Origin of the sequence: Corynebacterium sanguinis (assembly GCF_007641235.1) — a bacterium.
GTDB lineage: Bacteria > Actinomycetota > Actinomycetes > Mycobacteriales > Mycobacteriaceae > Corynebacterium > Corynebacterium sanguinis.
In genome coordinates this window covers 1767473-1790935 of record NZ_CP038157.1, presented here as the reverse complement: position 1 = coordinate 1790935, position 23463 = coordinate 1767473, and the positions used below count along the sequence as shown (strand labels likewise).

Below are 23463 nucleotides of genomic sequence, written 5' to 3'. Positions count from 1 at the left end.
CCAGCCGGTGAGGTTCTCAACGAACCCGCCGGCTGTATTCTTTTGCCATGACCCCCGCCGACCTCATCGGTCCCACCCTGCCCGCAGGCACCCGCGAAACCCGCGCCGTTGCCGCCACCGCGCTCTTCGGCGCGTTCTCCCGGGCCGGCACCTCCGGCGCGCTGGGCAACAAGCTGGATTCGCAGCTCCTGTTGGCGCTGCGTGACTGGTCCGACTGCGTCCTCGTCGGCGCGGGCACCGTCCGCGCCGAGGACTACGGCCCGGCCGAGCTGCCCTTCGCCGTGGTGTCGCGCTCCCTGTCGCTCGACCCCGACAGCGATTTCTTCCAGGGCACCCCACCGCTTATCCTCACCCCGCGAGCTTCGCTTGACGACGCCTCCCTGACGCCCTGCCGAAAGCGCCTCACACAGGCGGGCGCCACGCTCATCGACACCGGCACCGGCTCCCCCGCCGAAATCATCGCCGCCCTGCACGCGCGGGGCTTTTCCCGGATCAGCTGCGAAGGCGGCCCCAGCCTCTACGCGGCCATGCTCGCCGCGGACCTGGTTGACTTGGTGCACCTGACTGTGGACCCATCGATAAGCGGCGGCGATGCCCGCCACCTGCCGCTCGACGGCAGCGGCAGCAGCACCCACCGCTTCACGCTGGAGGCGACGCATGTGGAGCCCGACTCCGTTTTGTTCTGCCGCTACCGGAGGTCGCGCGCTTAAACCACCGCACGGCACCGGTACGGTGATGGGCATGAAGCTAGCCCCCCTCGAGTCCGTCTGGACCCAAGACGCACCCCGGCACAGCGCGGCACCGCCACGGACGATCGCCAACTACGTCGCTTGGCCCATCGCCCTGCTCATCGTGATCCACCGGGTTTTCGTCTCCGCCTGGACAGGCGCGCTGACCGACGACTTCACCACCGTGTGGTCCGCCGCGAAACGCTTCGTCGACCGCGAGCCCGTCTACAACGAGACCTACCACCACGTCGACCCGCACTACCTTTACAACCCCGGCGCAACGCTACTGCTGTCGCCGCTTGGTCTCGCGCCGAGCATCGACGTGGCGCGGCCGCTGTTCATCCTCGCCAACGCCGCCGCGATCATCATTGCGCTGGCATGGTTGACGCGGCGCAGCGGCTTCGCGCTTTCGCACCCCGTCTTCCCATTCCTTATTGCCGCGGCGTTTCTGACCGAATCCGTGACCTACACGCTGGTGTTTTCCAACATCAACGGCGTGCTCCTGCTGGCGCTAGTGGCGTTTCTCGACTGGTTCGTGCGCGGGCACTCCTGGGCGGCCGGCCTCGTGCTCGGCTTTGCCATCGTGATCAAGCCGATGTTCGCCCCGTTGCTCGTCCTGCCGCTGATGCGCCTGGATTTCAAGGCGCCGCTGGCCGCGGTCGCCGTGCCCGTCGTACTCAACCTCATCGCCTGGCCGCTGACCCCCGGCGCCAGCGACTACGTGGACAAGGTGATGCCCTACCTCGGCATTACCCGCGACTACGCCAACGCCTCGCTGGCAGGGTTCGCCGCGTACTACGGCATGCCGAACTGGCTGCACGCCCTGCTGTTTCTGCTCATCGCGGCCGCCGTGGCCGTCGCAATCATCGGGCTGGCACGATTTCGTTACAGCGATGCCTGGATGTGGGCGGCGACGAGCTCCGGCGTACTGATCAGCGGAGTCTGTCTGCTGTCCTCGCTGGGCCAAGCCTACTACTCCATGATGCTGCTGCCTGCAATTCTGACCGTGGTGCGGCCGGTGAGCCCAATGCACGTCGCGCCCGTCTGGGTGGGAATAGTTATTTTCTACTCCCCGTTGCAGTGGGCGGAATCGAATTTTCCCGACCTCGGCGCGAACCTCGATATCGTGCTGGTCACCATCGCGTGGACCATCTTTATCATCTCGATCGCCGCGTGGGTAGTGTCGGTATCAACAACAGCTAAGGAGACAGCCAATGACCCAGAACAACTACCTCGACTGGACCGAGGAGCAATGGCGCGCCAAGCTTAGCCCCGAGGAGTACGCCGTCCTGCGTGAAGCGGGCACAGAGCGCCCAGGGATCGGCGAGTACACCGACACCAAAACCGAGGGCGTCTACAGCTGCCGCGCCTGCGGCGCCGAGCTGTTCCGCTCCACTGAAAAGTTCGACTCCCACTGCGGGTGGCCGTCGTTCTTCAGCCCGCTCGCTGGCGAGAGCATCATCGAACGCGAGGACCGCAGCCTGGGCATGGTGCGCACCGAGGTACTCTGCGCCACCTGCCATTCGCACCTCGGCCACGTCTTCGCCGGCGAGGGCTACGACACGCCGACCGACCTGCGCTACTGCATCAACTCGATCTCGCTGACGCTTGAGGAAAAGCCAATCGAGGGCTAAGCCTCCTCCCCGCGGCCTACGGCAGGGTGCGCACAATCTCGCCGATGTCAGAAACACGGCGACCCGTCTGGAACGGCAGCTCCTCGCGCACGTGCAGGCGCGCCTCGGTGTAGCGCATCTTGTGCATCAGCTCCGAGATGCGGCCCAGGTCGTCGGCCTCGAAAGCGAGCATCCACTCGTAGTCGCCGAGGGTGAATGCCGCAACCGTGTTCGCGCGCACATCGGCGTAATCCGCGGCGGCGCGACCGTGCTCCGCGAGAATGCGACGGCGCTGCTCCGGCTCCAGGATGTACCAGTCATAAGAGCGAACGAACGGGTACACCGAGATCCACTCGCGCGGCTCTTCACCCATGATGAAGGCCGGCAGGTGCGAGCGGTTGAACTCGGCAGGCCGGTGCAGCCCGTTGCCGATCCAGCCCAGCTCGAGCACCTGGCCGAGCGTGGTGGTCCGGCGGAAGTCGGCAAGGGCCTTTTGGATCTGCTCGAAGTTCTCGGCGTGCCACCAGATCATCAGGTCCGATTCGGGGCGGGTGCCGGTGACGTCGTAAATGCCGCGCACGGTGACCTCGCCGGCGCGCTCGAGCTCGGCGAAGAAGTCCTGGGCCTGGGCGATGACGTCGTCACGCTCGCTGCCCAAAGCCCCAGGGATGGCGCGGAAGGTCACCCACTGACTGTAGCGCTGGACCTTGTTGAGTTCTTCGAGGTCAGCCTGCTGTGCGTGATCGGACATGGCGATCCTTTCCCGCCCCAGTAACGGGGCGAATCAAACTAAAGTCGTATATCCGGGAGTCTACCCGGGGCCGGCCCAGCAACGGCGCGCCTCCCCCCGATTTTGCCACCGTCTAGATAGCGTGAACGCGTGATGAATTCCGAGACCTCCTCTCAGACCCCCGCGCCCCACGCTGGCGCCGGTGACAACGCGCCGTCGCCTGCGGAATTCACGGCCGCGGTCGAGTCCATGCACGCCGCATCGCTGCGCCCGGAAATCACCCTCGGCACGATCCGCCCGCCGCAGCGCCCGGCCCCCTACAGCCACGCGATCGGTCTCGAAATCACCCGCGGCGACTCCGACAACCCCGCCACTGTGCCTATCGACGCCGAGGGCGACGCCTTCGGCCGCCTCATCCTGCTGCACTCCCCTGAGGCCGAGGAGGCGTGGGAGGGTTCGATGCGCCTCGTCGCCTACATCCAAGCCGACATGGACGACGCGGTCGCCTCCGACCCGCTGCTTCCCGACGTCGCCTGGCAGTGGCTCACCGAGTCGCTCGCCGACGCCGACGCCGGGTTCACCAACCTCGGCGGCACCGTGACCTCGACGGCGTCGGTACGCTTCGGCGAGATCGGCGGCCCGCCGCGCGCCTACCAGCTGGAAATGCGCGCCTCGTGGACCGCAGAGGGCATCGAGCTCTCCAGCCACGTCGAGGCCTTCGCCAAGGTGTTAGCACACGTCGCGGGCCTGCCGCCTGAGGGCGTGGCCCAACTCGGCCCGCGCCAGTGAGCTTTGAGCTTATCGACGCCCCCGCGGCGTTTCACCGCGCCGCCGCGCAGCTTGCGGACGGCCGCGGCCCGTACGCGATAGACACCGAGCGCGCGTCGTCGTTTCGCTACGACGACCGCGCTTTCCTCGTCCAAATCCACCGCCGAGGCGCGGGAACCTTCCTCTTCGCCCCGGAGGGCCACCGCGACGCGCTGCGTGAAGCCCTCGCGCCCGTCATCGGCGGGGCGGACTGGATCCTGCACGCCGCGGGCGAAGACCTGCCGAGCCTCGCCGAGCTGGGCCTTCACCCAGGCGCGCTGTTTGATACGGAGCTGTCCTCCCGGCTCGCCGGGTTCGAACGTCCCAACCTCGCGGCCATGGTGTACGAGTTCACAGGCGTGGCGCTGGAGAAGGGCCACGGTCGCGAGGACTGGTCCGCCACCCCGCTGCCCTACGAGTGGCAGGCGTACGCCGCGGACGACGTGGTCTACCTCAACGCTCTTGCGGAAGCCCTCGCGGAGGTTTTAGACGCCGCGGGCAAACTCGAGGCCGCGGAGCAGGAGTTCGAGCACGTCAGGAACACCCCGGCGCCTACACCGAAGACCTGGCGCGACATCAAGGGCATCTCTGCGCTGCCGACAGGGCTGAGCCTGCACCTCGCCCGGACGCTGTGGGACTACCGCGATGCCCGCGGGCGCGCGACCGACACCTCCCCGCACGCGCTGCTGGGCTCGAAGGTGATCCTGAACATCGCTAAGAATCCGCCGCGCACGCCCAACGAGCTCGGCCGGGTGCGGGGTTTCCCGGCACGTCGTCGTGGCGCGATCGAGGAGTGGTACGCGGTGGTAGAGTGCGCCTGCGCCGACTCGCCGACGCTGTGGCCGGAACCTGAACGGGACAACGAGGACCCGCCCAGCAAATCACGCTGGCAGCGCCACCACCCGGAGTCCTGGGCGCGCCTCGTTGCCGCCCGCGACGCGGTGGCCCAGCTCGCCCGCGACATCGAGGTTGCCCCGGAACTGCTCGTGCAGCCATCGATGCTGCGCTCGGTGGTGTGGGCGGGTGTGCCCGCTGACACCGACAGCGTCGCCCGCGCGCTACTCGCTTCTGGGGCGCGGCCCTGGCAGGTCGACGCGGCGTCGGCGGCCATCGCGCGCGGACTGCACACCACGGACGCGCAGGCCTAATCGCGCATCGCGCTCGCCCAGTCACGCAGCTGCTGCGCGGCCGAGGCGGGGTCGAGGCCGTAGTCGCGCAGGATCTCCGAGCGCGAGGCGTGCATCGGGAAAATGTCTGGGAAGGCGAGCTGGCGCAGCGGGGTGTCCACTTCGGCGGAGGAGAGGGCCTCGGCAAGCGCGGAGCCCACGCCGCCGCGGATCACGCCGTCTTCGTAGACCACAACCATGTCGACCTGGGCGGCCATCTCGATCAGCTGTGGGTCAATCGGGATGACCCAGCGCGGGTCCACGACCGTGACGCGCAGCCCGTCGGCGCCGACCTCCTCCGCCATCGTGACGGCGTTCTCGGCGAAGCTGCCCACGGCAACGAGCAGCACGTCGAGTTCGTCGTCCTCGGCCTCGCCCGCCGGGCGGAACAGGATGTCCGCGCCGCTCGAGAGCCGCTCAACGGCGTCGATATCGATGCCGATGTCGCCCTTGGGGAAGCGCACCACCGTCGGTCCGGCGCTGTAGTCGATCGCCTCGCGGAACTCCTCGCGCAGGCGCGCGGGGTCGCGCGGGGCGCAAATTCGAATGCCGGGGACGATCGAGCCGATCGCGAGATCCCACACGCCGTTGTGGCTCGCGCCGTCGGAACCTGTCACACCCGAGCGGTCCAGCACAAGGGTGACCGGCTGGCTAAGCAGCCCGACGTCCATGAGCAACTGGTCAAAGGCGCGGTTGAGGAAGGTAGAGTAAATCGCCACAACGGGGTGAAGCCCGCCGAGCGCCATGCCGGCCGCCGAAGTCACCGCGTGCTGCTCGGCGATGCCGACGTCGAAAAAGCGCTCCGGGAATTGCTCCGCGAAGGGCGCAAGCCCGGTCGGGCCCGCCATCGCCGCCGTGAGCGCCACGATGTCGGGGCGCTCGTGGGCTGCCTTGATGAGCTCTTCGGAGAACACCGAGGTCCAACCGGGTGCCGCGGCGTTAAGCTCCTCGCCCGTGACCGGGTCGATGACGCCGGTGGAGTGCATCTGGTCGGCGATGTGGTTGACCGCCGGGGCGAAACCGTGGCCCTTCTCGGTGGCGACGTGGACGATGATCGGCCCGGCGTGGGAGCGCGCGTAGGAAAACGCCTGCAGGAGGGACTTAATGTCGTGGCCCTCGACCGGGCCGATGTACTTCATGCCCAGCTCGGGGAACATTTCCGAGGGCACCACTTGGTACTTCACGCCCTCTTTGATCGCGCGCAGCGCCTCGAAGGTGCGCTCGCCTACCCAGCCCATGGATTTGAGCGTCTTCTTGCCGGTCTCCATGACCTCGTCGTAGGTCGGCTGCATCCGGATCTGGGCGAGCTGGTCGCGCAGGCGCGTTAGGTTGCGGGCGAAGCCGCCGATCGTCGGCGAGTAGGAGCGGCCGTTGTCATTGACCACGATCACCACGTTGCGCTCCCCGGCGGCGATGTTGTTCAGCGCCTCCCAGCACATTCCGCCGGTCAGTGCGCCGTCACCGACGACGGCGACGACGCGGTCCTCGCCCTCGCCCGACAGCTCTTTAGCCTTCGACAGCCCGTCGGCGTACGACAACGCCGCCGAGGCGTGCGAGGACTCCGTCCAGTCGTGCTCGGATTCGCTGCGCGAGGTGTAGCCGGACAGGCCACCCTTCTTGCGCAGGGTGTCGAACTGCCCGGCCCGGCCGGTGAGGATCTTGTGCACGTACGACTGGTGCGAGGTGTCAAAGATCAACGGCTCGCTCGGCGAGTCGAAGATGTAGTGCAGGGCCAGCGTCAGTTCCACTACGCCCAAGTTGGGACCGAGGTGGCCGCCGGTCGCGGAGACCTTGTCAATCAGGAGCTGGCGGATCTCGCCCGCAAGTGTGCCGAGCTGGTCCAGCGTCAGGCGCTTGACGTCTCGAGGCGACGTAATCGCGTCCAGAAGGTTCACGGTAAACTATCGCTCCTTTTGACTAGATTGCGCGGTTGACGCGCCTCCATTCCCTGAAAGTTTACACTTTGACAACGGATAAAAATATTTGCGTTTATCTGTCCAACGGCACGCTGGGTTCGAGCAGCGCGATGATTTCAAAGTGGTGCGTGTTGGGGAAGGCGTCGATAAGCACCATGCGCCGCGCGCTGAAACCTTGGGCGGCCCAGTAGCCTAGGTCGCGCGCGAAGGTCGCGGGGTCGCAGCCGACGTGGATGACGCGCTCGGGCTCCGCCGCCGCGACCTGACGTACGACCTGCTCGCCGGCGCCGGAGCGCGGCGGGTCGAGCACGACGAGCCCGGGCGGGGTCAAGTCGCTGGCCTTTTCCACCGGGCTGTTGTGCACGCGAAGCGGCAGTCCCGCGAGCGTGTCCTGCGCTGCGCGGGTCGCGGACGCGGAGTAATCCACCGAGTCGATGTGAGAGGCCCCGCCCAGCGCCGCATCGATCGCGGGCACGAACGCGCCGACCCCGCCGTAGAGGTCCCAGCCGGTCGCGCGCACGTAGTCGCCGCTGCCCCACTGACGGATGATCGCGGAGTACGCCTCCGGCGCCGCCACGTGGGCCTGCCAGAAAGCGGTCGCAGGAAAACGGAACGCATGCTTATCGACGCTCTGCTCAACCACCCCGGAGCCCTCCACCACGCGGTCAACCTTCTCAACACGCCGGCCGCGCTGCGCGCGCGTCGACTCCACCACATGGCGCTGGCCCGCCGAATCCAGCACGGTGATCACCTCCGCGCCCGGGGTGAACATGCGTGCCCCCGGCCCGACGATGCCGTCGAGCAGCCCGGGCGCCACCTGGGTGCACGCGACGTCGGTAACCAAGTCCGTTGAGCGCGCCTTGCGCACACCGGCGCGTCCTGAGGCATCCACGCCGAGACGCACGCGGGTGCGCCACCCCGTTGTGGGTTCGAGGACGATCGTGTCTTCCAGCGTGTCGGCGCTGTGAGAGAACGCACCGAGCTGGCCGATGAGCACGTTTCGTTTGATGCCCGGTTGCGCAGTGAGCGCGATGTGCGAGTAGTCGCAGCACCCGCCGCCGCGCGCCGCCACCGGGCAGGTTGGGTCGACGCGTTCGCGCGAGGCGCTGACAACCCTGGTGAGCTGGGCGCGGGCCCAGCGCTTCTTCGCCTTCGTCAGCTCGGCGCGAACCGTATCGCCCGGGATCGCACCGTCGACGAAGACGACGCGGCCATCGGCATCGCGCGCGATGCCCTCGCCGCCGTGCGCCATGGCGGTGACGTCAAGCTCGAGCGCGGTGGTGTCAGCTATTGCGCTCACCCTTGTTGGGTTCCGAATTAGACGCCGAGTTAGCGTCCATCACCTGCTTCATCGCCTCGGCCAGCGCGCTGGGCGTCGCTCCGGGGGCCAGCTGGCCGGGCTGGCCGGGCTGGCCCTGCTGCATCGCACGCGCCTGAACGGCCTGCTGCACCTGCTGCGCAAGCTGGGCGGGCAGCACCACGGGCAGGGAGTTGCCCGCCAGGATGGGGTCGGGTCCGCGGTAGACAAAGCTGCGCGCAATCAGGTCGCGGCCGAGGGTAGCCATGTCGTCTTCCATGCCGTTCGGTGCGGCCAATGTGACGCGGTAGAGCCAGCGTGGGCCCTCAACACCGATGATGCGGATCACACCGTTGGTGCCGGTACCCACGATCTCGCGGCCCCACGGGCCGGTTTCGAAGGACACGGGCATTCCCTCGGAGCGCATGCCCTCGGCGATTTCCTCGGAGGACTGCGCCCACAGCCCGCCGGTGCGTGTCGACGCGAACGCCACGGGGGTGGCGCGGCCGTGGCGGGTGACAATGTGGACCATCTTCGGCCCCGCCTCGCCCATCTCCACCTGGACCTGGGATTCCGCGGGCAGCGGGATCTTCATCGAGCCGAGGTTTAGCGTGGCGTTGGAGAAATCGGTGAAGTCGAACTCGTCGATGTTGACGGAGTCGCCGTCGAAGGGGCCGGTGCTGCCGCCGACGGCGTCGTGCGGGATGCTCACCGGGCCGGCAGATTCCTCGACCGGGTCTGCCACCTCGGCAGTGCCCGCCGCGACCGGCGCGGCGGCGTCTTCTACGGCGACGGTGGCGTCGGCGTCGGCACGCAGCGCGGCCTCGTCGCGACCGTCAGCCGCCGAGGGCTCGTAGCTCGGCGCACTGGCCGGCTCGGCTGGTCCTTGGGAGTTCTTCTTACCAAAAGGCCACAGGGCCATAATGTTCACCTTCCTCGTTGTTCGGCACCGACTCTAGCGCGTTGCGCCTAGTGGGTGCCGGTGGAGCCGTAACCGCCCGCGCCGCGCTCGGTGTCATCGAGATCGTCCACCTCGCTGAAAGTGACCAGCTCGACCTTCTGCACCACGAGCTGCGCGATGCGCATCCCGCGCGTGATCTCGATCGGCGTGGTCGGATCGGTGTTAAGCAGGCACACTTTGATCTCGCCGCGGTAGTCCGCGTCGATCGTGCCCGGAGTATTGACAATGCTCAGGCCGTGCTTCGCCGCCAGGCCCGAGCGCGGGTGGATCAACCCGACCGTACCCGGGGGCAGCGCAATCGCAATACCCGTGCCCACCAGGGCGCGCTGCCCCGGGGCCAAGGTGAGGTCCTCGGTAGAGGTCAGGTCCGCGCCCGCGTCCGTTGCGTGGGCGCGCGCAGGCAGGGCGACGTTCGGGTCGAGGCGCTTGACTCTTACTATCTCCAGGCTGGTTTCATTCTCCGGGGTGTTCACAGCCGCTAGCCTACGGCAGCGCAATGCCAGGGCAACAAGCTCCTAAACTAAAGTTGCATGCGTGACTACTTCTCCGGATGACCTCGCTCCCGCTGTCGTGTACCGCGAGCGCCAGTGGGCCCCCTGGTACATGTGGCTCGCTGGCGCGGTGTTGACGCTTCTTATCGCCGCGCAGTTCGCGCTCAACCGCAACGTCTTCTGGTTCGTCGTCCCCCTGATCGCCGGGGGCGCGCTCATCGGGTGGTTCTTGATGTGGATGTCGCGCACCGTCATCACGGTCGAGCGCGACGCGGACGGTACGCGCTGGCTCAGCGTTGACGACGCCAACCTGCCGCACACCGTGGTCAGCAGGTCTCTGATTGTTCCGAAGTCGGCGCGTCGTAACGCGCTGGGCCGGCAGCTCGACCCTGCGGCGTATTTGGTCTCGCGCAGTTGGGTCGACGAGCACGTGCTGCTGGTTCTTGACGACCCGGACGACCCGACCCCCTACTGGCTAGTCGCCTCGAAAAATCCCGCCGAGCTGCTGCGCGCGTTCGTGCCCGAGCAGGCGGAAAAACTAGCGCGCAACTAGCGGAGGCTACTCGCAGTCGAGACAGATTGCGGTATTGCCCTCTTGGTAAGCCAGGCGGTTCTTCTTCTGTACGAGGAAGCAGGAGCTGCAGGTGAATTCGTCTTCCTGGCGAGGGATAACGGTGACGTTGAGCTCCTCGCCGGAGAGGTCCTGGGCGGGAAGCTCGAAGGAGTCGACGATCTCGCCCTCGTCGTCCATGCTGCTGCCGGCGACCTCCGCGGCCTTGAGACCCTCGAGCGAGTCGGCTTCAATTTCGTCGTCCATGCGACGGCGCGGTGCGTCGTAGTCAGTAGCCATCGGCGGCACTCCTTAAACGGGCAGATCCTGTTGACTTTGTGCGGAATACTAGGGCACGAAACCTACCCTGTCATCTTTGCAGGTCACAGCCGCGTTATGGGGATGTTAGCGGAGAGGATGCGCCGATGTTATTCAGAAGCTCGCATACCTGCTCCCACACGCCCGGACCTGCGGCGACGGTGAGCGCCCCGTTGTGGCCGCTGGCGTTAAGCCCCGGGTGGTTGACCCGCGCCCCCGCCTCGGTGGCAATGATCGCCCCGGCCGCGTAGTCCCACGGGTGCGTGCCGTGCTCGTAGTAGGCGTCGACACGCCCTGCGGCGACGTTGCACAGGTCCAGCGCCGCGGATCCGCTGCGGCGGATGTCGCGCACCGCGGGCAGCACGGACGCCAGTATCCGCGCCTGCTGTTCGCGCCACGCCGCGGAGTAGGAAAACCCGGTCGCCACAAGGCTGAGCGCAAGTGTTGTCTCGTGCGAGGCGCGAAGCTCGGAGCTTTCCCCGTCGCGCTCTACGGTCGCGCCCTGGCCGGCTGCTGCGCTGAACAGCTCACCCGATTGCGGGTTGAACACCGCGCCCGCGGCCAGCTCGCCGTTGACGGCAACACCGATGGAGACCGCGTAGTTGTCAAGGCCGTAGAGGAAGTTGACGGTTCCGTCGATCGGGTCGATGATCCACTCCACGCCCGTTTCTGATTCCGTGGAGCTGCCCTCCTCGCCGACAATCCCGTCGCCCGGCCGCAGGCGCGCCAGTTCCCCCGCGATGAAGCGCTCACAGGCCTTATCGACGACCGTTACAGGGTCGACCTCGGAGCTTTTCGTCTCCGCGGGCCGCAGCGCCCCGTCGGCGTCGAGGCGCGCACGCCCGGTCGCTACCAGCTCTCCCCCTTGACGTGCCAATTGCTCGCAGATTGCTCTTAGCTCGGTTACGTCACCACTCATGCGCCCCATCTTGCATCGGCGCGCCGTTGTCCGCGACCTTTTGTACACTTGCGCGCATGACTAACCCCGCCCAAGGACGCGCACTCGGCGTCGATGTCGGAGGCTCCGCAATCAAAGGTGCGGTGGTTGACCTCACCACCGGCGAGTTCGTCGGCCAGCAGATCACCATCACCACCCCGCGGCCCGCGACCCCGGACGCTGTGGCACAGGCCATCGCGCAACTCGCCGACCGCGCGCAGTGGGACGGCCCCGTCGGCGTCGCCCTGCCGAGCGTGATCAAGAGCCAGGTCGCACTGACTGCGGCGAACGTCGATCCGGCCTGGGTGGGCACCAACGCGCACGAGCTGCTTTCGCGCCACCTGAGCACGACGGAGATCTCTGTGCTTAACGACGCCGACGCCGCGGGCCTTGCGGAAGTCGCGTTCGGTGCGGCGTCGATACGCGAAGGCGCTGTTGTTTTCCTCACATTCGGAACCGGCATCGGCTCCGCCTTCTTCATCGAGGGCACCCTGTTTCCCAACACCGAGCTCGGGCACATGATGGTCGGCGGCGCGGAGGCCGAACACCTCGCCTCCTCCGCCGTCAAAGACCGCGAGGGCCTAAGCTTCCGGGCCTGGGCCGAGCGTGTCGACGCCGTGTTACAAGAGTTCGAGCGCCTGTTCAACCCCACCGCGTTCGTGGTGGGCGGCGGAATTTCCGAGGTGGCCGACCGCTGGGTGCCGCACCTGCGTACGACCGCACCGGTGGTGGTGGCCAAGCTGCGCAACCGCGCCGGCATTGTCGGGGCGGCCATGGCCGCCGCGGAACACGTCAACCCCTAAAAGGTCTAGTTGCGCGCCAGCGCGTGGCGCGACCCGGTTGCGCTCGACGCGCGGGTAGCCTGGGCCATAAAACAGGCGGGCTAGTAGTCGTTGTTAGACTTGCCGTTCCTGAAATAGCAGCCCAATTTGCGTACTGTGGGTTGTCTAAGAAAGCGGAACCCACTATGAATTTAAGTGAAAGGGCGTACGTGGCAGCCAGGGAAAATTCCGGAAACGAGAGCGTGAGCAGCGTGGATAACGTCACCGGGAGCACTTCGGGCGAGGCAGCAGCCGACGCCTCTACTACGCCTGCCAGCACGCCCGCGAAGCGCACGGCCAAGAAAACGGCTAAGAAGACCGCGAAAAAGGCAGTGAAGAAAACGGCTAAGAAAACTGCCAAGAAGGCGGTAAAGAAGACGGTCAAGAAGACCGCCGCGAAGAAGGCCACCGCCGCCCACGCTGCTGCCCCCCACGCAGCCGAGGACGACGAGCTCGCGGTCACTACCGATGACGCCGCGATCGACGAGGTAATAGACGTCCCCGCCGATGTCGACGAGGACTTCGACCAGTTGCTCGGCGATGAGGACGAGGAGTTCGCCGACGAGGTTGATGACGTTGATGACGTGGACGATGTCGACGACGTGGAAGACGACAAAGACGACCCCGAGGCCGCGGAGGAAGACGGCGAGGAAGCGGTTGATTCCTCCTCCGTGTGGGACATCGAGGAATCCGCCGCCCTGCGTCAGGCACGCAAGGACGCGCAGCTTACGGCGTCCGCCGACTCGGTACGCGCTTACCTCAAGCAGATCGGCAAGGTTGCACTGCTCGACGCGGAACTTGAGGTCTCGCTAGCGAAGCGCATCGAGGCTGGCCTCTACGCACAGCATCGGCTCGACGAGATGGAGCGCGCCGCCGCCGAGGGCGACAAGGAAGCCAAGCTCACCCCCGCCGTCAAGCGCGATCTGCGCGCCGTGGCGCGCGACGGCCGCAAGGCGAAGAACCACCTGCTCGAGGCCAACCTACGCCTCGTTGTCTCCCTGGCCAAGCGCTACACCGGCCGCGGTATGGCATTCCTCGACCTGATCCAGGAGGGCAACCTCGGCCTGATCCGCGCCGTGGAGAAGTTCGACTACTCCAAGGGCTACAAGTTCTCCACCTACGCCACGTGGTGGATCCGCCAGGCGATCACGCGCGCCATGGCGGACCAGGCGCGCACCATCCGTATCCCGGTCCACATGGTCGAGGTGATCAACAAGCTCGGGCGCATCCAGCGCGAGCTGCTGCAGGATCTCGGCCGCGAGCCTACCCCGCAAGAACTGGCCAAGGAAATGGACATCACCGAGGAGAAGGTCCTCGAGATCCAGCAGTACGCGCGCGAGCCGATCTCCCTGGATCAGACCATCGGCGACGAGGGCGATAGCCAGCTCGGCGACTTCATCGAGGACTCCGAGGCTGTCGTCGCGGTCGACGCGGTTTCGTTCACCCTCCTGCAGGACCAGCTACAGGACGTTCTGCACACGCTGTCCGAGCGCGAAGCCGGCGTGGTGCGCCTGCGCTTCGGGCTTACCGACGGCATGCCCCGCACACTCGACGAGATCGGCCAGGTTTACGGCGTGACGCGCGAGCGCATCCGCCAGATCGAATCGAAGACGATGTCCAAGCTGCGCCACCCGTCGCGCTCGCAGGTGCTGCGCGACTACCTGGACTAGCTCCCCTCGGATACGCGAACAAAGCGGCCACCCCCAACACTATCGGGGGCGGCCGCTTTTGCGCAGGGCTTTTAGGAGGAACCCTGGGTGTTCAGCGGGGAATTCGGATCGTTTTTAAGGAAGTCCGTCACGCACTGCTGGTAAGCGGTTGCGTCGCCCTCCAGCTGCTGGCACTGCTCGGCCACGCCACTGTTCATCAGGCGAGAGAACCCAACGCCCACGAACACGAGCATGGCGATGGAGAGAAGCAGCGCGACGGCACCCATGACGATGCCCGCAATCGACATGCCGCGGCGCTGCGCGCCCGGCTCCAGCGTCTTCGCTTTGCGCAGGCCCAGGGCGCCAAGGACGATCGCGATGATGCCGCCCAGGAATGCGATGGGCAGGAACAGGATGCCGAGCAGCGAGATGATGCCGACGATGAGCGCGGCGATCGCCATACCGTTTTGCTGCGGTGCCACGGTGCCGTTGCCGTAAGCCGGGTTGCCCGCCGCGCCCATGGATGCGTAATCGTTGCTAAACACGCTGTCCGGGTTGGACGTGCCGAAGCCATTGCCCAGCGGGCTCTCTGGGCCAGGCCCGTAGGTGCCGCCAGCGTTGGGGTTAGGGGTCTCGCCGCTGTTCGGGTTGTAGGCGGAGTACCCCTCGGGGTGGTTGAAGCCGCTCGGATCGGAGTTATTCGGGTTGTATGGGGTGCTCATGGGCACCCACGCTACCAGCGCTACCAGTCGCGCAGGTAGGCAATGCGGTCTCGAAGTTGCTGCGCGTTGCACAACGCGGTCGGCGGCCCGCCGCAGGCCTTGCGCACCTCGTTGTGGATCGAGCCGTGCGGCCGCCCAGTGCGCCCGGCGACGACGGACACGCGCGCGTTGAGTTCGCGGCGCAGCTGGGGGATTTCGTCGGCGGCCAAGCCCGATCCGCTAGAACCGCCCGGTGGGGGCGGGGTGTCGCCGTGGAGCTGGGCGCGCTCGGCGGTGGCGCGCTCGGCCTCTTTGCGGGCGCGTTCGGCTGCTTCGCGTGCGTCGAGCTGCTCGCTTTGGCGCTTTTGCAGCAGGGTGCGTACCTGCTCGGCGTCGAGAAGCCCAGGCAGGCCGAGGAAGTCTTGCTCCTCGGCGGAACCCGCGGCCGTTGTTGTGCCGTAGGTGGAGCCGTCGAAAATAAGCGAATCCAGCTCCGCGGACGCCCCGATGGACTCGTAGCTTCCGGCCTCATCGGGCTCGCTCTCAGTGCGGTTGGCGCGCTCTAAAAGCTCGTCGGCCCACCCCTGGTCGCGGTGCGGCTTGCCCAGCACGTGGTCGCGCGAGACCTCCATTTCCTCGGCAAGGCGCAACAGCACCGGCACCGAGGGCAAGAACACCGAGGCGGACTCCCCCGGCATGCGCGAGCGCACGAAACGGCCAATCGCCTGGGCGAAAAACAGCGGGGTGGACGCGGAGGTGGCGTAGACGCCGACGGCTAAGCGCGGCACGTCGACGCCCTCGGAGACCATTCGCACGGCCACCATCCACTCGTCGCTCGACGCCGAGAACTCGTCGATGCGTTTCGACGAGCCCGGCTCGTCGGACAACACGACGGTGACCGGCGTGGAGCTGATCTCGCGGAGCAGCTTGGCGTAGGCGCGCGCCGTGGTGGTGTCCGTGGCGATGACCAGGCCGCCAGCATCCGGCATGTTGGCGCGGATTTTTGCCAAGCGGGTGTGGGCGGCGCGCAGCACCGCGGCGATCCACTCCCCCTTCGGGTCCAGCGCCGTCTTCCAGGCGCGCGCGGTCTGCTCGGGGCTCAGCGGCTCGCCGAGGCGCGCGGTGTACTCCTCGCCGGCGGAGTCCTTCCACTGCGCTTCACCCGAGTAGGCGAGGAAGACAACGGGGCGCACGACGCCGTCGGCAAGCGCGTGCGCGTAGCCGTAGGTGTAGTCGGCCTGGCTGACAAGGTGGCCCTCGCCGTCCTCGGCGTAGGTGACAAAGGGGATGGCGGAGTCGTCCGAGCGAAACGGCGTGCCGGTCAGCGCCAAGCGGTGCTCCACCATGTTGTAGGCCTCGCGCACACCGTCGCCCCAGCTCTTCGCGTCGCCGGCGTGGTGGATCTCGTCCAGGATGACCAGGCTGCGTCGCGCCGACGCTAGCGCGTGGTGCTTAAACGGGTGCATCGCCACCTGGGCGTAGGTGACCGCAATGCCGTTGTAGGCGGAGTTGAACCCGGAACTGTTGGTGAAGTTCGCGTCCAGCGACAGGCCGAAGCGCTTCGCCGCGTCAGACCACTGGTGCTTGAGGTGCTCCGTGGGAACGACCACGATGATGCGCTCGACGTCGCGCCCGTCGCGCAGCGCAGCGGCGAGGGTGAGCGCGAAGGTGGTCTTACCCGCGCCCGGCGTCGCCACGGCGAGGAAGTCGCGCGGCTTGGTGGCCATGAACGAATCAAAGGCCTCCTGCTGCCACGCGCGCAGCCGGGGCCCTGAAGCCGTAAGGGTCACTTCCTGCGCAACCCCTTGTAAATACGCTCGCAGTCGGCGCAGACCGGGGAACCCGGCTTGGCCTGCTTCTTCACCGGGAATGTCGCGCCGCACAGCGCGACGACCATCTGCCCGGAGATCGCGGAGTCTACAATCTGGTCCTTCTTTACGTAGTGGAAAAACTTAGGCGTTCCGTCGTCCGTGGTTGACGAGGTATCTTCCCGTAAATCCGGCCGCTCGAGAGTCTTCGTCGTCGTAGTCACAGCACCCATCATGCCCCACAACGGGTGAAAAATTAAGCCGCCCGCGTGTCCACGGGTTACGCTGGGCGCTCATGACACCGGCGGAGGAATTCAACGAATTCAGCGACCCCTACACGGTCGACGTGGAGCCGGAGGTCCCCGCCCGCACATCTCGGCGCCTGCGCCTGAGACGCACCCGCGGCGAGCTAATTACCGACGCCCGCCACACCCACGAGCAGAACATCCGCTCCCGCGAGCGCAACTACATGCTGCTGCAGAGCCTGCGCATCCCGTTCATCCTGCTGTCCATGCTCGCCGCGTGGTACTGGGAAAACTGGTGGCTGGCCGGATTGCTGTTCGTCGTGTCCATCCCGCTGCCGTGGATCGCAGTGATGGTGGGAAACGGCCAGGGAGAAAAACGCGACCCGCGGCAGAAGAACGTGTATAAGCCCGCCACCGCGCGCGCCGCCGCGCACGAGTTCGAGCTTGAGCAGCAGCGACGCCGTGAGCTCGGCGCCGCGGGCAACCAGTCGGGTCGGGTTATCATCGACCACGATGACAAGGATGAGTAACAACCCCGCACCCAGCCTTCCCGAGACCGCCGCCGCGCTCGCCGAGGCGCTTGAGCGCGCGTCGTTTAGCGCCGACGGCATTGCCGCCCACCTCGGCCCGGAGGCCACCGAGGCGCTGTACCGCGGCGAGCCCGGTGTGGTCCGCCACGCGTGCCGCGACTCGTCGACGATGTCTGGCCTGATCCGCTTTTTCCTGCTGCGCGAGCCGATGGGCGTCGATACGCTCGCTGAGCTGCTCTCCCCCGCGCTCGCTTTATCGCTTATCGACGCCCACCTCGCGCGCCTCACCCCCGCCGGCGAGGCGCAGGTTGCGCTCGACGTGCGCCCGCACGTGATCGCGGGCCACAACCGGCTGATCATCTCCGACCTTGACGCGTCGGTCACTGAACACGTGCCAGGGCGCGACCACGTGCTCGGAGTGGGCTCGGCGTCGCTGTCGCTGCTGTCGGCGACCCCGTGCTCGCCGGTTCAGCGGGTGCTGGACCTAGGCACGGGTTCGGGTGTGCAGGCCATCGCCCAGTCGTCGTGCGCGGTCGAGGTCGTGGCCACCGACGTGCATCCCCGGGCGCTCGAGCTGGCGGAGGCGACCATGGCGGCGAACGGGGTGCGCAACGTCGAGCTGCGCCACGGCTCGTGGTTCGAGCCGGTCGCGGGTGAGCGCTTCGACAGGATCGTCGCCAACCCGCCGTTTGTCGTCGGCCTGCCCGAGGTCGGCCACGTCTACCGCGATTCCGGCCTGTGGCTCGATGAGGCGAGCAAGCTCGTGGTCAGCACTGCGCCGGCCCACCTCGCACCCGGCGGCAGCGCCCACATCCTCGCCTCCTGGGTGCACCTTGTCGACGGCACCTGGGAAAGCCGCGTAGCCTCGTGGCTGCCGCCGACCGGCGTCTCGGCGTGGGTGGTGCAGCGCGACGTGGTCGACCCCGGCATGTACGTCTCCACGTGGCTGCGCGACGAATCAATCGACCCGCGCTCGCGCGAGGGCATCGAGCGCACCGCCGCCTGGCTGGAGCACTTCGCTGCCGAGGGCGTGCGCGCCGTCGGGTTCGGGTGGGTGTTCCTGCGCGACATCGGCGATGCCCCCTCCGAGGTGACTGCCGAGACCCTGTCGCACTCCTTCACGGACGCGCTGGGCCCGGAGGCCGAAGAGTATTTCACGCGCATGGACTGGCTGCGCCAACGCCGCCACGACGAGGTGCTCGACGCCCGCTACCTGGTGCGCCCCGGCCTCGCGCTCGAGGAGGTCAGCGTCACCGACACAGAAACGGGCATGGGCTTTGCCCACCACGTCACCCGCGTCACCCGCACCGACGGGCCGCGGTTTAGCCACGACATCGACGCGGCGCTGCGCTCCGTGCTCGCGGGCCTCAACCCGCGCGGGCTGAGCCTGGGAGACGTCGTGGGGCTCTTCGCCGCGTCGCGCGGGCTTGACGACGCCGCCACCGACGAGCTGGCGCACTCCGCGGCCGCGGCGGCGGTCGACCTGATCCGCCACGGGCTGATCATTCCCGCCGAGATCGCCGACCTGGCGGTGCTGTAAATGAGAGCCGCACTCACCCGCGTCTCCCAGGCCAGCGTCACCGTCGACGGCGACGTCGTCGGCGCGATCGACTGTCCTGACACCGGCGGGATCCTCGCCCTGGTGGGCGTGGGCCGCGACGACGCCGAGGACGCGTGGCGCACGGTGGCGCGCAAGATCGCGGAACTGCGCATCCTCGACGGCGAACGCAGCGCCGAAGACGCAGGCGCACCGGTCTTGCTGGTGAGCCAGTTCACGCTGCTCGGCCGCACCGCGAAAGGCCGGCGGCCTTCATGGGCAGACGCGGCGCCCGGAAACATCGCCGAGCCGGTGATCGAGAGCATCGCCGAGGAGCTGCGCCGCCGGGGCATCCACGTCGAGCAGGGGCGCTTCGGGGCGATGATGAAGGTCACCAGTGTTAACGAGGGCCCGTTTACTGTCCTGGTTGAGGCCTGAGCCATGCACACGGGCCAAAGCGCCCGCTGAGCTGCGCGGATGATCATTGTTAGCAAGCCGGGAACAAACTGTGAGCCTCGTGCGTTAAGGCATTAGACCCGAACCGTTCTAGGAGGCTAACAAACATGACTCAACCGGATCATGCTCCCGCCGCTGATCAGGAAGAAACCGTCGATCGCGGCAGTCGCCGGAACCAGACGAATGACAATCCGTCGGCAGACTTGGTCCGCGTGTACCTCAACGGCATCGGCAAGACCGCGCTGCTCGACGCCGCCGAGGAGGTGGAGCTGGCCCAGCGCATCGAGGTCGGGCTCTACGCACAGTTCCTTTTAGACGACCCCGACACCAAGCTCACCCGCGCGAAGAAGCGCGACCTGAAGATCTTGGCCAAGCAGGGCCGCCGCGCGCGCTCGCACCTGCTCGAGGCGAACCTGCGCCTCGTTGTCTCCCTGGCAAAGCGCTACACGGGCCGCGGTATGCCGTTGCTTGACCTGATCCAGGAGGGCAACCTCGGCCTGATCCGCGCGATGGAGAAGTTCGACTACGCCAAGGGGTTCAAGTTCTCCACCTACGCCACCTGGTGGATCCGCCAGGCAATCACCCGCGGCATGGCCGACCAGTCGCGCACCATCCGCCTACCAGTCCACCTCGTGGAGCAGGTGAACAAGCTCTCGCGCATCCGCCGCGAGATGTACCAGTCCCTGGGCCGCGAACCCACGAACGAGGAGCTGTCGGAAGAGTCCGGCATCGAGGAGTCCAAGATCGAGATGCTGCTGCGCCAGTCGCGCGACCCGGTCTCCCTCGACATGCCCGTCGGCGTGGACGAGGAGGCACCCCTGGGTGACTTCATCGAGGACGCCGAGGCAACCGACGCCGAGGACGCCGTGGTCTCCAGCCTGCGCCACGACGACATCCAGGACATCATCGGCGGCCTAGAGCAGCGCGAGCAGGACGTGATCCGCCTGCGCTACGGCCTTGACGACGGTGTGCCCCGCACCCTCGACCAGATCGGCCGCCAGTTCGGCCTGTCCCGCGAGCGCGTGCGCCAGATCGAGCGCGAGGTCATGGCGAAGCTGCGCGTCGGCGAGCGCGCCGACCGGCTGCGCGATTACGCGATGTAGCAACACCGGGCGCGCCCGGGCGGATTGACGGTTCACCGCCCGGGCGCGTTTTTGCGTTTGTTAGGATGTGTCCAAGAATCGCTAGGCACGCGGCGGCGGGTGCGCTGCTGGCGGCCGGCATGAGCGTGAGAGGGATTGGCAAGCGTGCGTGACCTAGTAGATACGACCGAAATGTACTTAAGAACGGTCTACGAGCTGGAAGAAGAGGGCATCATTCCGATGCGCGCGCGTATCGTTGAGCGCCTCGACCAGTCCGGGCCGACCGTTTCCCAAACCGTCGCTCGCATGGAGCGCGACGGCCTGATCGTCGTCGAGCCGGACCGCTCACTGTCGCTGACGCAGGTCGGGCGCGAGCGCGCCACCGCGGTGATGCGCAAGCACCGCCTCGCCGAGCGCCTGCTTACCGACGTCCTCCAGCTCGACCTCTCCCGTGTCCACGAGGAGGCGTGCCGCTGGGAGCACGTGATGAGCGAGGAGGTGGAGAAGCGGGTCGTCGCGGTGCTGCACAACCCCTACCGCTCCCCCTTCGGCAACCCGATCCCCGCCCTCGCGGAGCTCGGCGTGGACGAGGACGCCTCCCTCGAGCACGGCACCCGGGCGATTGATCTGGATCTCAGCTCGCCGGTTGAGGCCCGCGTGGTGCAGATCAGCGAGATTCTGCAGCTCAACCTGCCCGTCTTCCGTGAGCTCGCGGCGGCGAAGATCGGCATCGACAGCACCGTCACCCTGAGCCGCGGCGACGACGGCGACATCCTCGTCGCCTCGGGGTTAGGCTCGACCGTGACGCTGAGTGACGACATCGCCCACGCGTTCCGCGTCAGCCCCACCGCCTAGACGCGGCCCACCCCAGAAGGAAAGGCCAGCCATGAAACTCGTTGTCACAGGCGGCGCCGGATACGTCGGAAGCGTCTGCGCCAAGGTGCTTGTCGACGCCGGCCACGACGTCACCGTCATCGATGACTTCTCCACCGGCAACCCCGAGGCCGTGCCCGCGGGCGCCACCCTGGTCGAGGGCCGCATCGGCGACTTCATCGACGCCACGCTGGCCAGCGGCGACATCGACGGCGTCCTGCACTTCGCGGCGCGCTCGCTCGTCGGCGAGTCCATGGAGGTGCCCCACGAGTACTGGCGCGACAACTTGGTCACTTCGCTATCGCTTCTCGACGCCATGCGCACGCACCAGGTTCCCAAGCTCGTGTTCTCCTCCACCGCCGCGACCTACGGCGAGCCGGAGACGGTGCCGATCACCGAAGACACCCCGACGAGGCCAACGAACCCCTACGGGGCGACGAAGCTGGCCATCGACTACGCCATTACTTCCTACTGCCAGGCCTACGGCCTGGGAGCGACGAGCCTGCGCTACTTCAACGTCGCCGGCGCGCACGGCGCGATCGGCGAGAACCACAAGACCGAAACGCACCTCATTCCGCTGGTCCTGCAGGTCGCGCTGGGCTACCGAGACAAGATCATGATCTTCGGCGACGACTGGCCCACCAAAGACGGCACCTGCGTGCGCGACTACATCCACATCCGCGACCTCGCCGACGCCCACGTGCTCGCCTTGGAATCCAGCACGCCGGGCGAGCACCGCATTTACAACCTGGGCTCGGGCGACGGCTACTCCGTGCGCGAGGTCATCGAGGTGTGCCGCGAGGTCACGGGGCACCCGATCCCCGCCGAGGTCGCTCCCCGGCGCGCCGGCGACCCGGCTGTGCTCATCGCCTCTTCAGAGAAGATCCAGCGCGAGCTTGGCTGGGATCCGACGCGCACGCAGCTGCGCCGCATCGTCGAGGATGCGTGGGAGTTCACCCGCGAGCTCGGCGATCGCTCCCACGCAGCCCCCAAGCGCTAGAACTCACTCCCCTCCTAGGGTGGCGCGCGCGGTATCGAACACCGCCCACGCCATCGCGCAGCCCGACTCGGCTGTCTCGACAAGGTTTTCCTGCAGGCCGTTGTGCAGCATGGTCAGCAGCAGCTCCGACAGGCTGTGGCCGGGGACTTCCTCCTGGGCGCAGGCTAGCGCCACCACGGCCCACGAGCTGAGGTGGCGGGCGGTGGCGATGGTCGCCCACAGGGTCAACGCATTGGCGCGAATCTCTCCGCGGTAGGCCTTGGCCACCCACAGCAGGGCTGCTGCCGCGCTTTGCGGGGACTTCAGCGCGTCAATCACCAGCAGGTCGCGCGACCAGCGCATCGCGAGCATCGCGGCGAGGTCTACCCCGTCGCCCGGGTGGCCGAAGATGCTGGCCCTCCCCGGGCGCGCCACCTCGTGGATCATCGGGCGCGGGCAGACCTCGTGGAGCAGCGCGCAGGCGTCATCAATCTCGGCTGCGAGCGTGGCTGTGTCCGTGTCGCGCAGCAGCGCGAGTTCGGTGGCGCGGCGTGCGGCGGCGGCAGGGTCGCAGTCCGGGTGGGTTGGGTCGATATCGTCCCACGCCTCGAAGAAGCGGAACGTGTCCGCGCGGTCGAGTTCCGGCAGTGCCCCATTGTGCAACAGCGGCTTCATTGAGGGCGAGGAGACGACGCACGGCACCGTGCCGGAGATCCACTCCTCACCGCGGTCGACGTGCGCGAGATGCGCTGGGTTAGGGCCGAAGACGATGGTGTACGGGGTGCCGTGGGCAATTTCGGAGACGTGCCAGCAGGCGTCAATGAGGGAGGTGCCCTCGGCGGACGAGAAGTTGAACAACAGCTCCTTGGTCTCTTCCACCAGCGTGGAATTGGGGATGCGGCTGATGATGACCGCGTAGAAGGCGATGCATTCGCCACCGGGGGTGTCGATGAGTGCGGGTAACATGTGGTGGGTGTGGGCAAGGTCAGCGCGCATGACAGGACCCAGGCGGGTCGTGCCGTCGCTGTCCGCGGGGTAGATCCCGACGATGACGGTAGATTCTTGGGGGTAGAAGCCGAAGATTCCCGGCAAGGCGGCGATGATGTCTTGTGGTCCGTTCAGTGTCCCTGGAGTCAGATCCATATTTACTAAGACTGCTCGCCCGTAGCACAGGTTCCATCGGGTGGATGTGCGCCTGTGGATAAGTCAGTGTTATCTACAGTTATCCACAGGACCCCGCCCCGACGTGGCGCTGGGGCGCCGCATCC

25 protein-coding genes are annotated in these 23463 nt (G+C 67.2%); 14 read left to right on the top strand and 11 right to left on the bottom strand.

What is annotated here, in order from left to right:
- The first annotated feature begins 47 nt into the window (after positions 1–47).
- The 3 genes from E3227_RS08635 to msrB are packed head-to-tail and all read left to right on the top strand — an operon-like array spanning position 48 to position 2362.
- Positions 48–710, top strand: a complete 663-nt coding sequence (locus E3227_RS08635; protein WP_144318195.1) for a dihydrofolate reductase family protein — start codon at positions 48–50, stop codon at positions 708–710.
- A gap of 31 nt (positions 711–741) precedes the next feature.
- The gene (locus E3227_RS08630; protein WP_246062668.1) at positions 742–1998 is read left to right on the top strand and encodes a glycosyltransferase family 87 protein; all 1257 of its coding nucleotides are present in this window, start codon (positions 742–744) and stop codon (positions 1996–1998) included.
- Complete coding sequence (gene msrB, locus E3227_RS08625; RefSeq protein ID WP_144318193.1) at positions 1943–2362, top strand: peptide-methionine (R)-S-oxide reductase MsrB; 420 nt, start codon at positions 1943–1945, stop codon at positions 2360–2362. Before E3227_RS08630 ends, msrB begins: the two co-directional genes overlap by 56 nt.
- Before the next feature lie 16 nt (positions 2363–2378).
- Here msrB and hemQ read toward each other — a convergent pair whose 3' ends face one another.
- Positions 2379–3092: a hydrogen peroxide-dependent heme synthase gene (gene hemQ / locus E3227_RS08620; RefSeq protein WP_144318192.1), complete on the bottom strand. Its 714-nt coding sequence runs from the start codon at positions 3090–3092 to the stop codon at positions 2379–2381.
- A gap of 132 nt (positions 3093–3224) precedes the next feature.
- Between hemQ and E3227_RS08615 the strand changes: the two genes are divergently transcribed.
- Positions 3225–3860, top strand: coding sequence for a DUF3000 domain-containing protein (locus E3227_RS08615; RefSeq protein ID WP_211346223.1), 636 nt, complete (start codon positions 3225–3227; stop codon positions 3858–3860).
- Positions 3857–5026, top strand: a complete 1170-nt coding sequence (locus E3227_RS08610) for an HRDC domain-containing protein (protein ID WP_144318191.1) — start codon at positions 3857–3859, stop codon at positions 5024–5026. The genes E3227_RS08615 and E3227_RS08610 overlap by 4 nt, the downstream gene beginning before the upstream one ends.
- On the opposite strand, the gene dxs is transcribed toward E3227_RS08610, so the two are convergent.
- The 4 genes from dxs to dut all read right to left on the bottom strand — a co-directional run bounded on the left by dxs (position 5023) and on the right by dut (position 9691).
- A complete protein-coding gene (gene dxs / locus E3227_RS08605) occupies positions 5023–6939 on the bottom strand; it encodes a 1-deoxy-D-xylulose-5-phosphate synthase (RefSeq protein WP_144318190.1) in 1917 nt (638 codons plus the stop codon). The two genes, E3227_RS08610 and dxs, sit on opposite strands and share 4 nt — an antisense overlap.
- Before the next feature lie 94 nt (positions 6940–7033).
- Positions 7034–8212: a class I SAM-dependent RNA methyltransferase gene (locus E3227_RS08600; protein WP_220184584.1), complete on the bottom strand. Its 1179-nt coding sequence runs from the start codon at positions 8210–8212 to the stop codon at positions 7034–7036.
- Between the two features lie 31 nt (positions 8213–8243).
- Positions 8244–9179, bottom strand: a complete 936-nt coding sequence (locus E3227_RS08595; protein WP_144318188.1) for a DUF3710 domain-containing protein — start codon at positions 9177–9179, stop codon at positions 8244–8246.
- Between the two features lie 47 nt (positions 9180–9226).
- Positions 9227–9691 (bottom strand): dUTP diphosphatase, encoded by a 465-nt coding sequence (gene dut / locus E3227_RS08590; protein WP_136651155.1) that lies wholly within the window; start codon positions 9689–9691, stop codon positions 9227–9229.
- Between the two features lie 61 nt (positions 9692–9752).
- On the opposite strand from dut, the gene E3227_RS08585 reads away from it, so the two are divergent.
- On the top strand, positions 9753–10262 hold the full coding sequence (locus E3227_RS08585) for a DUF3093 domain-containing protein (protein ID WP_136651154.1): 510 nt from the start codon (positions 9753–9755) through the stop codon (positions 10260–10262).
- A gap of 6 nt (positions 10263–10268) precedes the next feature.
- On the opposite strand, the gene E3227_RS08580 is transcribed toward E3227_RS08585, so the two are convergent.
- Both E3227_RS08580 and E3227_RS08575 read right to left on the bottom strand, forming a co-directional pair.
- Entirely contained in the window at positions 10269–10559 is a 291-nt protein-coding gene (locus E3227_RS08580; RefSeq protein WP_136651153.1) for a DUF4193 domain-containing protein, read from the bottom strand.
- A 94-nt stretch (positions 10560–10653) separates the two neighbouring features.
- Positions 10654–11496, bottom strand: coding sequence for an inositol monophosphatase family protein (locus E3227_RS08575; RefSeq protein ID WP_246062667.1), 843 nt, complete (start codon positions 11494–11496; stop codon positions 10654–10656).
- Between the two features lie 56 nt (positions 11497–11552).
- Between E3227_RS08575 and ppgK the strand changes: the two genes are divergently transcribed.
- Complete coding sequence (gene ppgK, locus E3227_RS08570) at positions 11553–12317, top strand: polyphosphate--glucose phosphotransferase (RefSeq protein ID WP_136651151.1); 765 nt, start codon at positions 11553–11555, stop codon at positions 12315–12317.
- 164 nt (positions 12318–12481) lie between these two features.
- Positions 12482–14005, top strand: coding sequence for an RNA polymerase sigma factor (locus E3227_RS08565; protein ID WP_181729403.1), 1524 nt, complete (start codon positions 12482–12484; stop codon positions 14003–14005).
- Positions 14006–14076: 71 nt separating this feature from the next.
- On the opposite strand, the gene E3227_RS08560 is transcribed toward E3227_RS08565, so the two are convergent.
- The 3 genes from E3227_RS08560 to E3227_RS08550 are packed head-to-tail and all read right to left on the bottom strand — an operon-like array spanning position 14077 to position 16726.
- Positions 14077–14706: a DUF4190 domain-containing protein gene (locus tag E3227_RS08560; protein ID WP_136651149.1), complete on the bottom strand. Its 630-nt coding sequence runs from the start codon at positions 14704–14706 to the stop codon at positions 14077–14079.
- A gap of 20 nt (positions 14707–14726) precedes the next feature.
- Positions 14727–16412 (bottom strand): DEAD/DEAH box helicase, encoded by a 1686-nt coding sequence (locus tag E3227_RS08555; protein ID WP_246062935.1) that lies wholly within the window; start codon positions 16410–16412, stop codon positions 14727–14729.
- A 59-nt stretch (positions 16413–16471) separates the two neighbouring features.
- Positions 16472–16726: a DUF3039 domain-containing protein gene (locus E3227_RS08550; RefSeq protein WP_136651259.1), complete on the bottom strand. Its 255-nt coding sequence runs from the start codon at positions 16724–16726 to the stop codon at positions 16472–16474.
- 62 nt (positions 16727–16788) lie between these two features.
- Between E3227_RS08550 and E3227_RS08545 the strand changes: the two genes are divergently transcribed.
- From E3227_RS08545 to galE, 6 genes are all read left to right on the top strand, one after another.
- Positions 16789–17268 (top strand): DUF3099 domain-containing protein, encoded by a 480-nt coding sequence (locus E3227_RS08545; protein ID WP_144318187.1) that lies wholly within the window; start codon positions 16789–16791, stop codon positions 17266–17268.
- The gene (locus E3227_RS08540) at positions 17252–18808 is read left to right on the top strand and encodes a DUF7782 domain-containing protein (RefSeq protein ID WP_144318186.1); all 1557 of its coding nucleotides are present in this window, start codon (positions 17252–17254) and stop codon (positions 18806–18808) included. Before E3227_RS08545 ends, E3227_RS08540 begins: the two co-directional genes overlap by 17 nt.
- On the top strand, positions 18809–19243 hold the full coding sequence (gene dtd, locus E3227_RS08535; RefSeq protein ID WP_144318185.1) for a D-aminoacyl-tRNA deacylase: 435 nt from the start codon (positions 18809–18811) through the stop codon (positions 19241–19243).
- 125 nt (positions 19244–19368) lie between these two features.
- On the top strand, positions 19369–20364 hold the full coding sequence (locus E3227_RS08530) for a sigma-70 family RNA polymerase sigma factor (RefSeq protein ID WP_144318184.1): 996 nt from the start codon (positions 19369–19371) through the stop codon (positions 20362–20364).
- A gap of 144 nt (positions 20365–20508) precedes the next feature.
- On the top strand, positions 20509–21198 hold the full coding sequence (locus E3227_RS08525) for a metal-dependent transcriptional regulator (protein WP_144318183.1): 690 nt from the start codon (positions 20509–20511) through the stop codon (positions 21196–21198).
- A 31-nt stretch (positions 21199–21229) separates the two neighbouring features.
- The gene (gene galE, locus E3227_RS08520; RefSeq protein WP_144318182.1) at positions 21230–22216 is read left to right on the top strand and encodes a UDP-glucose 4-epimerase GalE; all 987 of its coding nucleotides are present in this window, start codon (positions 21230–21232) and stop codon (positions 22214–22216) included.
- Positions 22217–22219: 3 nt separating this feature from the next.
- On the opposite strand, the gene E3227_RS08515 is transcribed toward galE, so the two are convergent.
- Positions 22220–23338: a DUF4192 domain-containing protein gene (locus E3227_RS08515; RefSeq protein ID WP_144318181.1), complete on the bottom strand. Its 1119-nt coding sequence runs from the start codon at positions 23336–23338 to the stop codon at positions 22220–22222.
- Between the last annotated feature and the right edge of the window lie 125 nt (positions 23339–23463).

Bases quoted from the DNA above. Each gene is read 5' to 3' on its own strand.
- E3227_RS08635 (WP_144318195.1), top strand. From the start codon at position 48: ATGACCCCCGCCGACCTCATCGGTCCCACCCTGCCCGCAGGCACCCGC.
- E3227_RS08630 (WP_246062668.1), top strand. From the start codon at position 742: ATGAAGCTAGCCCCCCTCGAGTCCGTCTGGACCCAAGACGCACCCCGG.
- msrB (WP_144318193.1), top strand. From the start codon at position 1,943: ATGACCCAGAACAACTACCTCGACTGGACCGAGGAGCAATGGCGCGCC.
- hemQ (WP_144318192.1), bottom strand. From the start codon at position 3,092: ATGTCCGATCACGCACAGCAGGCTGACCTCGAAGAACTCAACAAGGTC.
- E3227_RS08615 (WP_211346223.1), top strand. From the start codon at position 3,225: ATGAATTCCGAGACCTCCTCTCAGACCCCCGCGCCCCACGCTGGCGCC.
- E3227_RS08600 (WP_220184584.1), bottom strand. From the start codon at position 8,212: ATGGCGCACGGCGGCGAGGGCATCGCGCGCGATGCCGATGGCCGCGTC.
- E3227_RS08595 (WP_144318188.1), bottom strand. From the start codon at position 9,179: ATGGCCCTGTGGCCTTTTGGTAAGAAGAACTCCCAAGGACCAGCCGAG.
- E3227_RS08580 (WP_136651153.1), bottom strand. From the start codon at position 10,559: ATGGCTACTGACTACGACGCACCGCGCCGTCGCATGGACGACGAAATT.
- E3227_RS08575 (WP_246062667.1), bottom strand. From the start codon at position 11,496: ATGAGTGGTGACGTAACCGAGCTAAGAGCAATCTGCGAGCAATTGGCA.
- ppgK (WP_136651151.1), top strand. From the start codon at position 11,553: ATGACTAACCCCGCCCAAGGACGCGCACTCGGCGTCGATGTCGGAGGC.
- E3227_RS08565 (WP_181729403.1), top strand. From the start codon at position 12,482: ATGAATTTAAGTGAAAGGGCGTACGTGGCAGCCAGGGAAAATTCCGGA.
- E3227_RS08560 (WP_136651149.1), bottom strand. From the start codon at position 14,706: ATGAGCACCCCATACAACCCGAATAACTCCGATCCGAGCGGCTTCAAC.
- E3227_RS08555 (WP_246062935.1), bottom strand. From the start codon at position 16,412: ATGGCCACCAAGCCGCGCGACTTCCTCGCCGTGGCGACGCCGGGCGCG.
- E3227_RS08550 (WP_136651259.1), bottom strand. From the start codon at position 16,726: ATGGGTGCTGTGACTACGACGACGAAGACTCTCGAGCGGCCGGATTTA.
- E3227_RS08545 (WP_144318187.1), top strand. From the start codon at position 16,789: ATGACACCGGCGGAGGAATTCAACGAATTCAGCGACCCCTACACGGTC.
- E3227_RS08540 (WP_144318186.1), top strand. From the start codon at position 17,252: ATGACAAGGATGAGTAACAACCCCGCACCCAGCCTTCCCGAGACCGCC.
- dtd (WP_144318185.1), top strand. From the start codon at position 18,809: ATGAGAGCCGCACTCACCCGCGTCTCCCAGGCCAGCGTCACCGTCGAC.
- E3227_RS08530 (WP_144318184.1), top strand. From the start codon at position 19,369: ATGACTCAACCGGATCATGCTCCCGCCGCTGATCAGGAAGAAACCGTC.
- galE (WP_144318182.1), top strand. From the start codon at position 21,230: ATGAAACTCGTTGTCACAGGCGGCGCCGGATACGTCGGAAGCGTCTGC.
- E3227_RS08515 (WP_144318181.1), bottom strand. From the start codon at position 23,338: ATGGATCTGACTCCAGGGACACTGAACGGACCACAAGACATCATCGCC.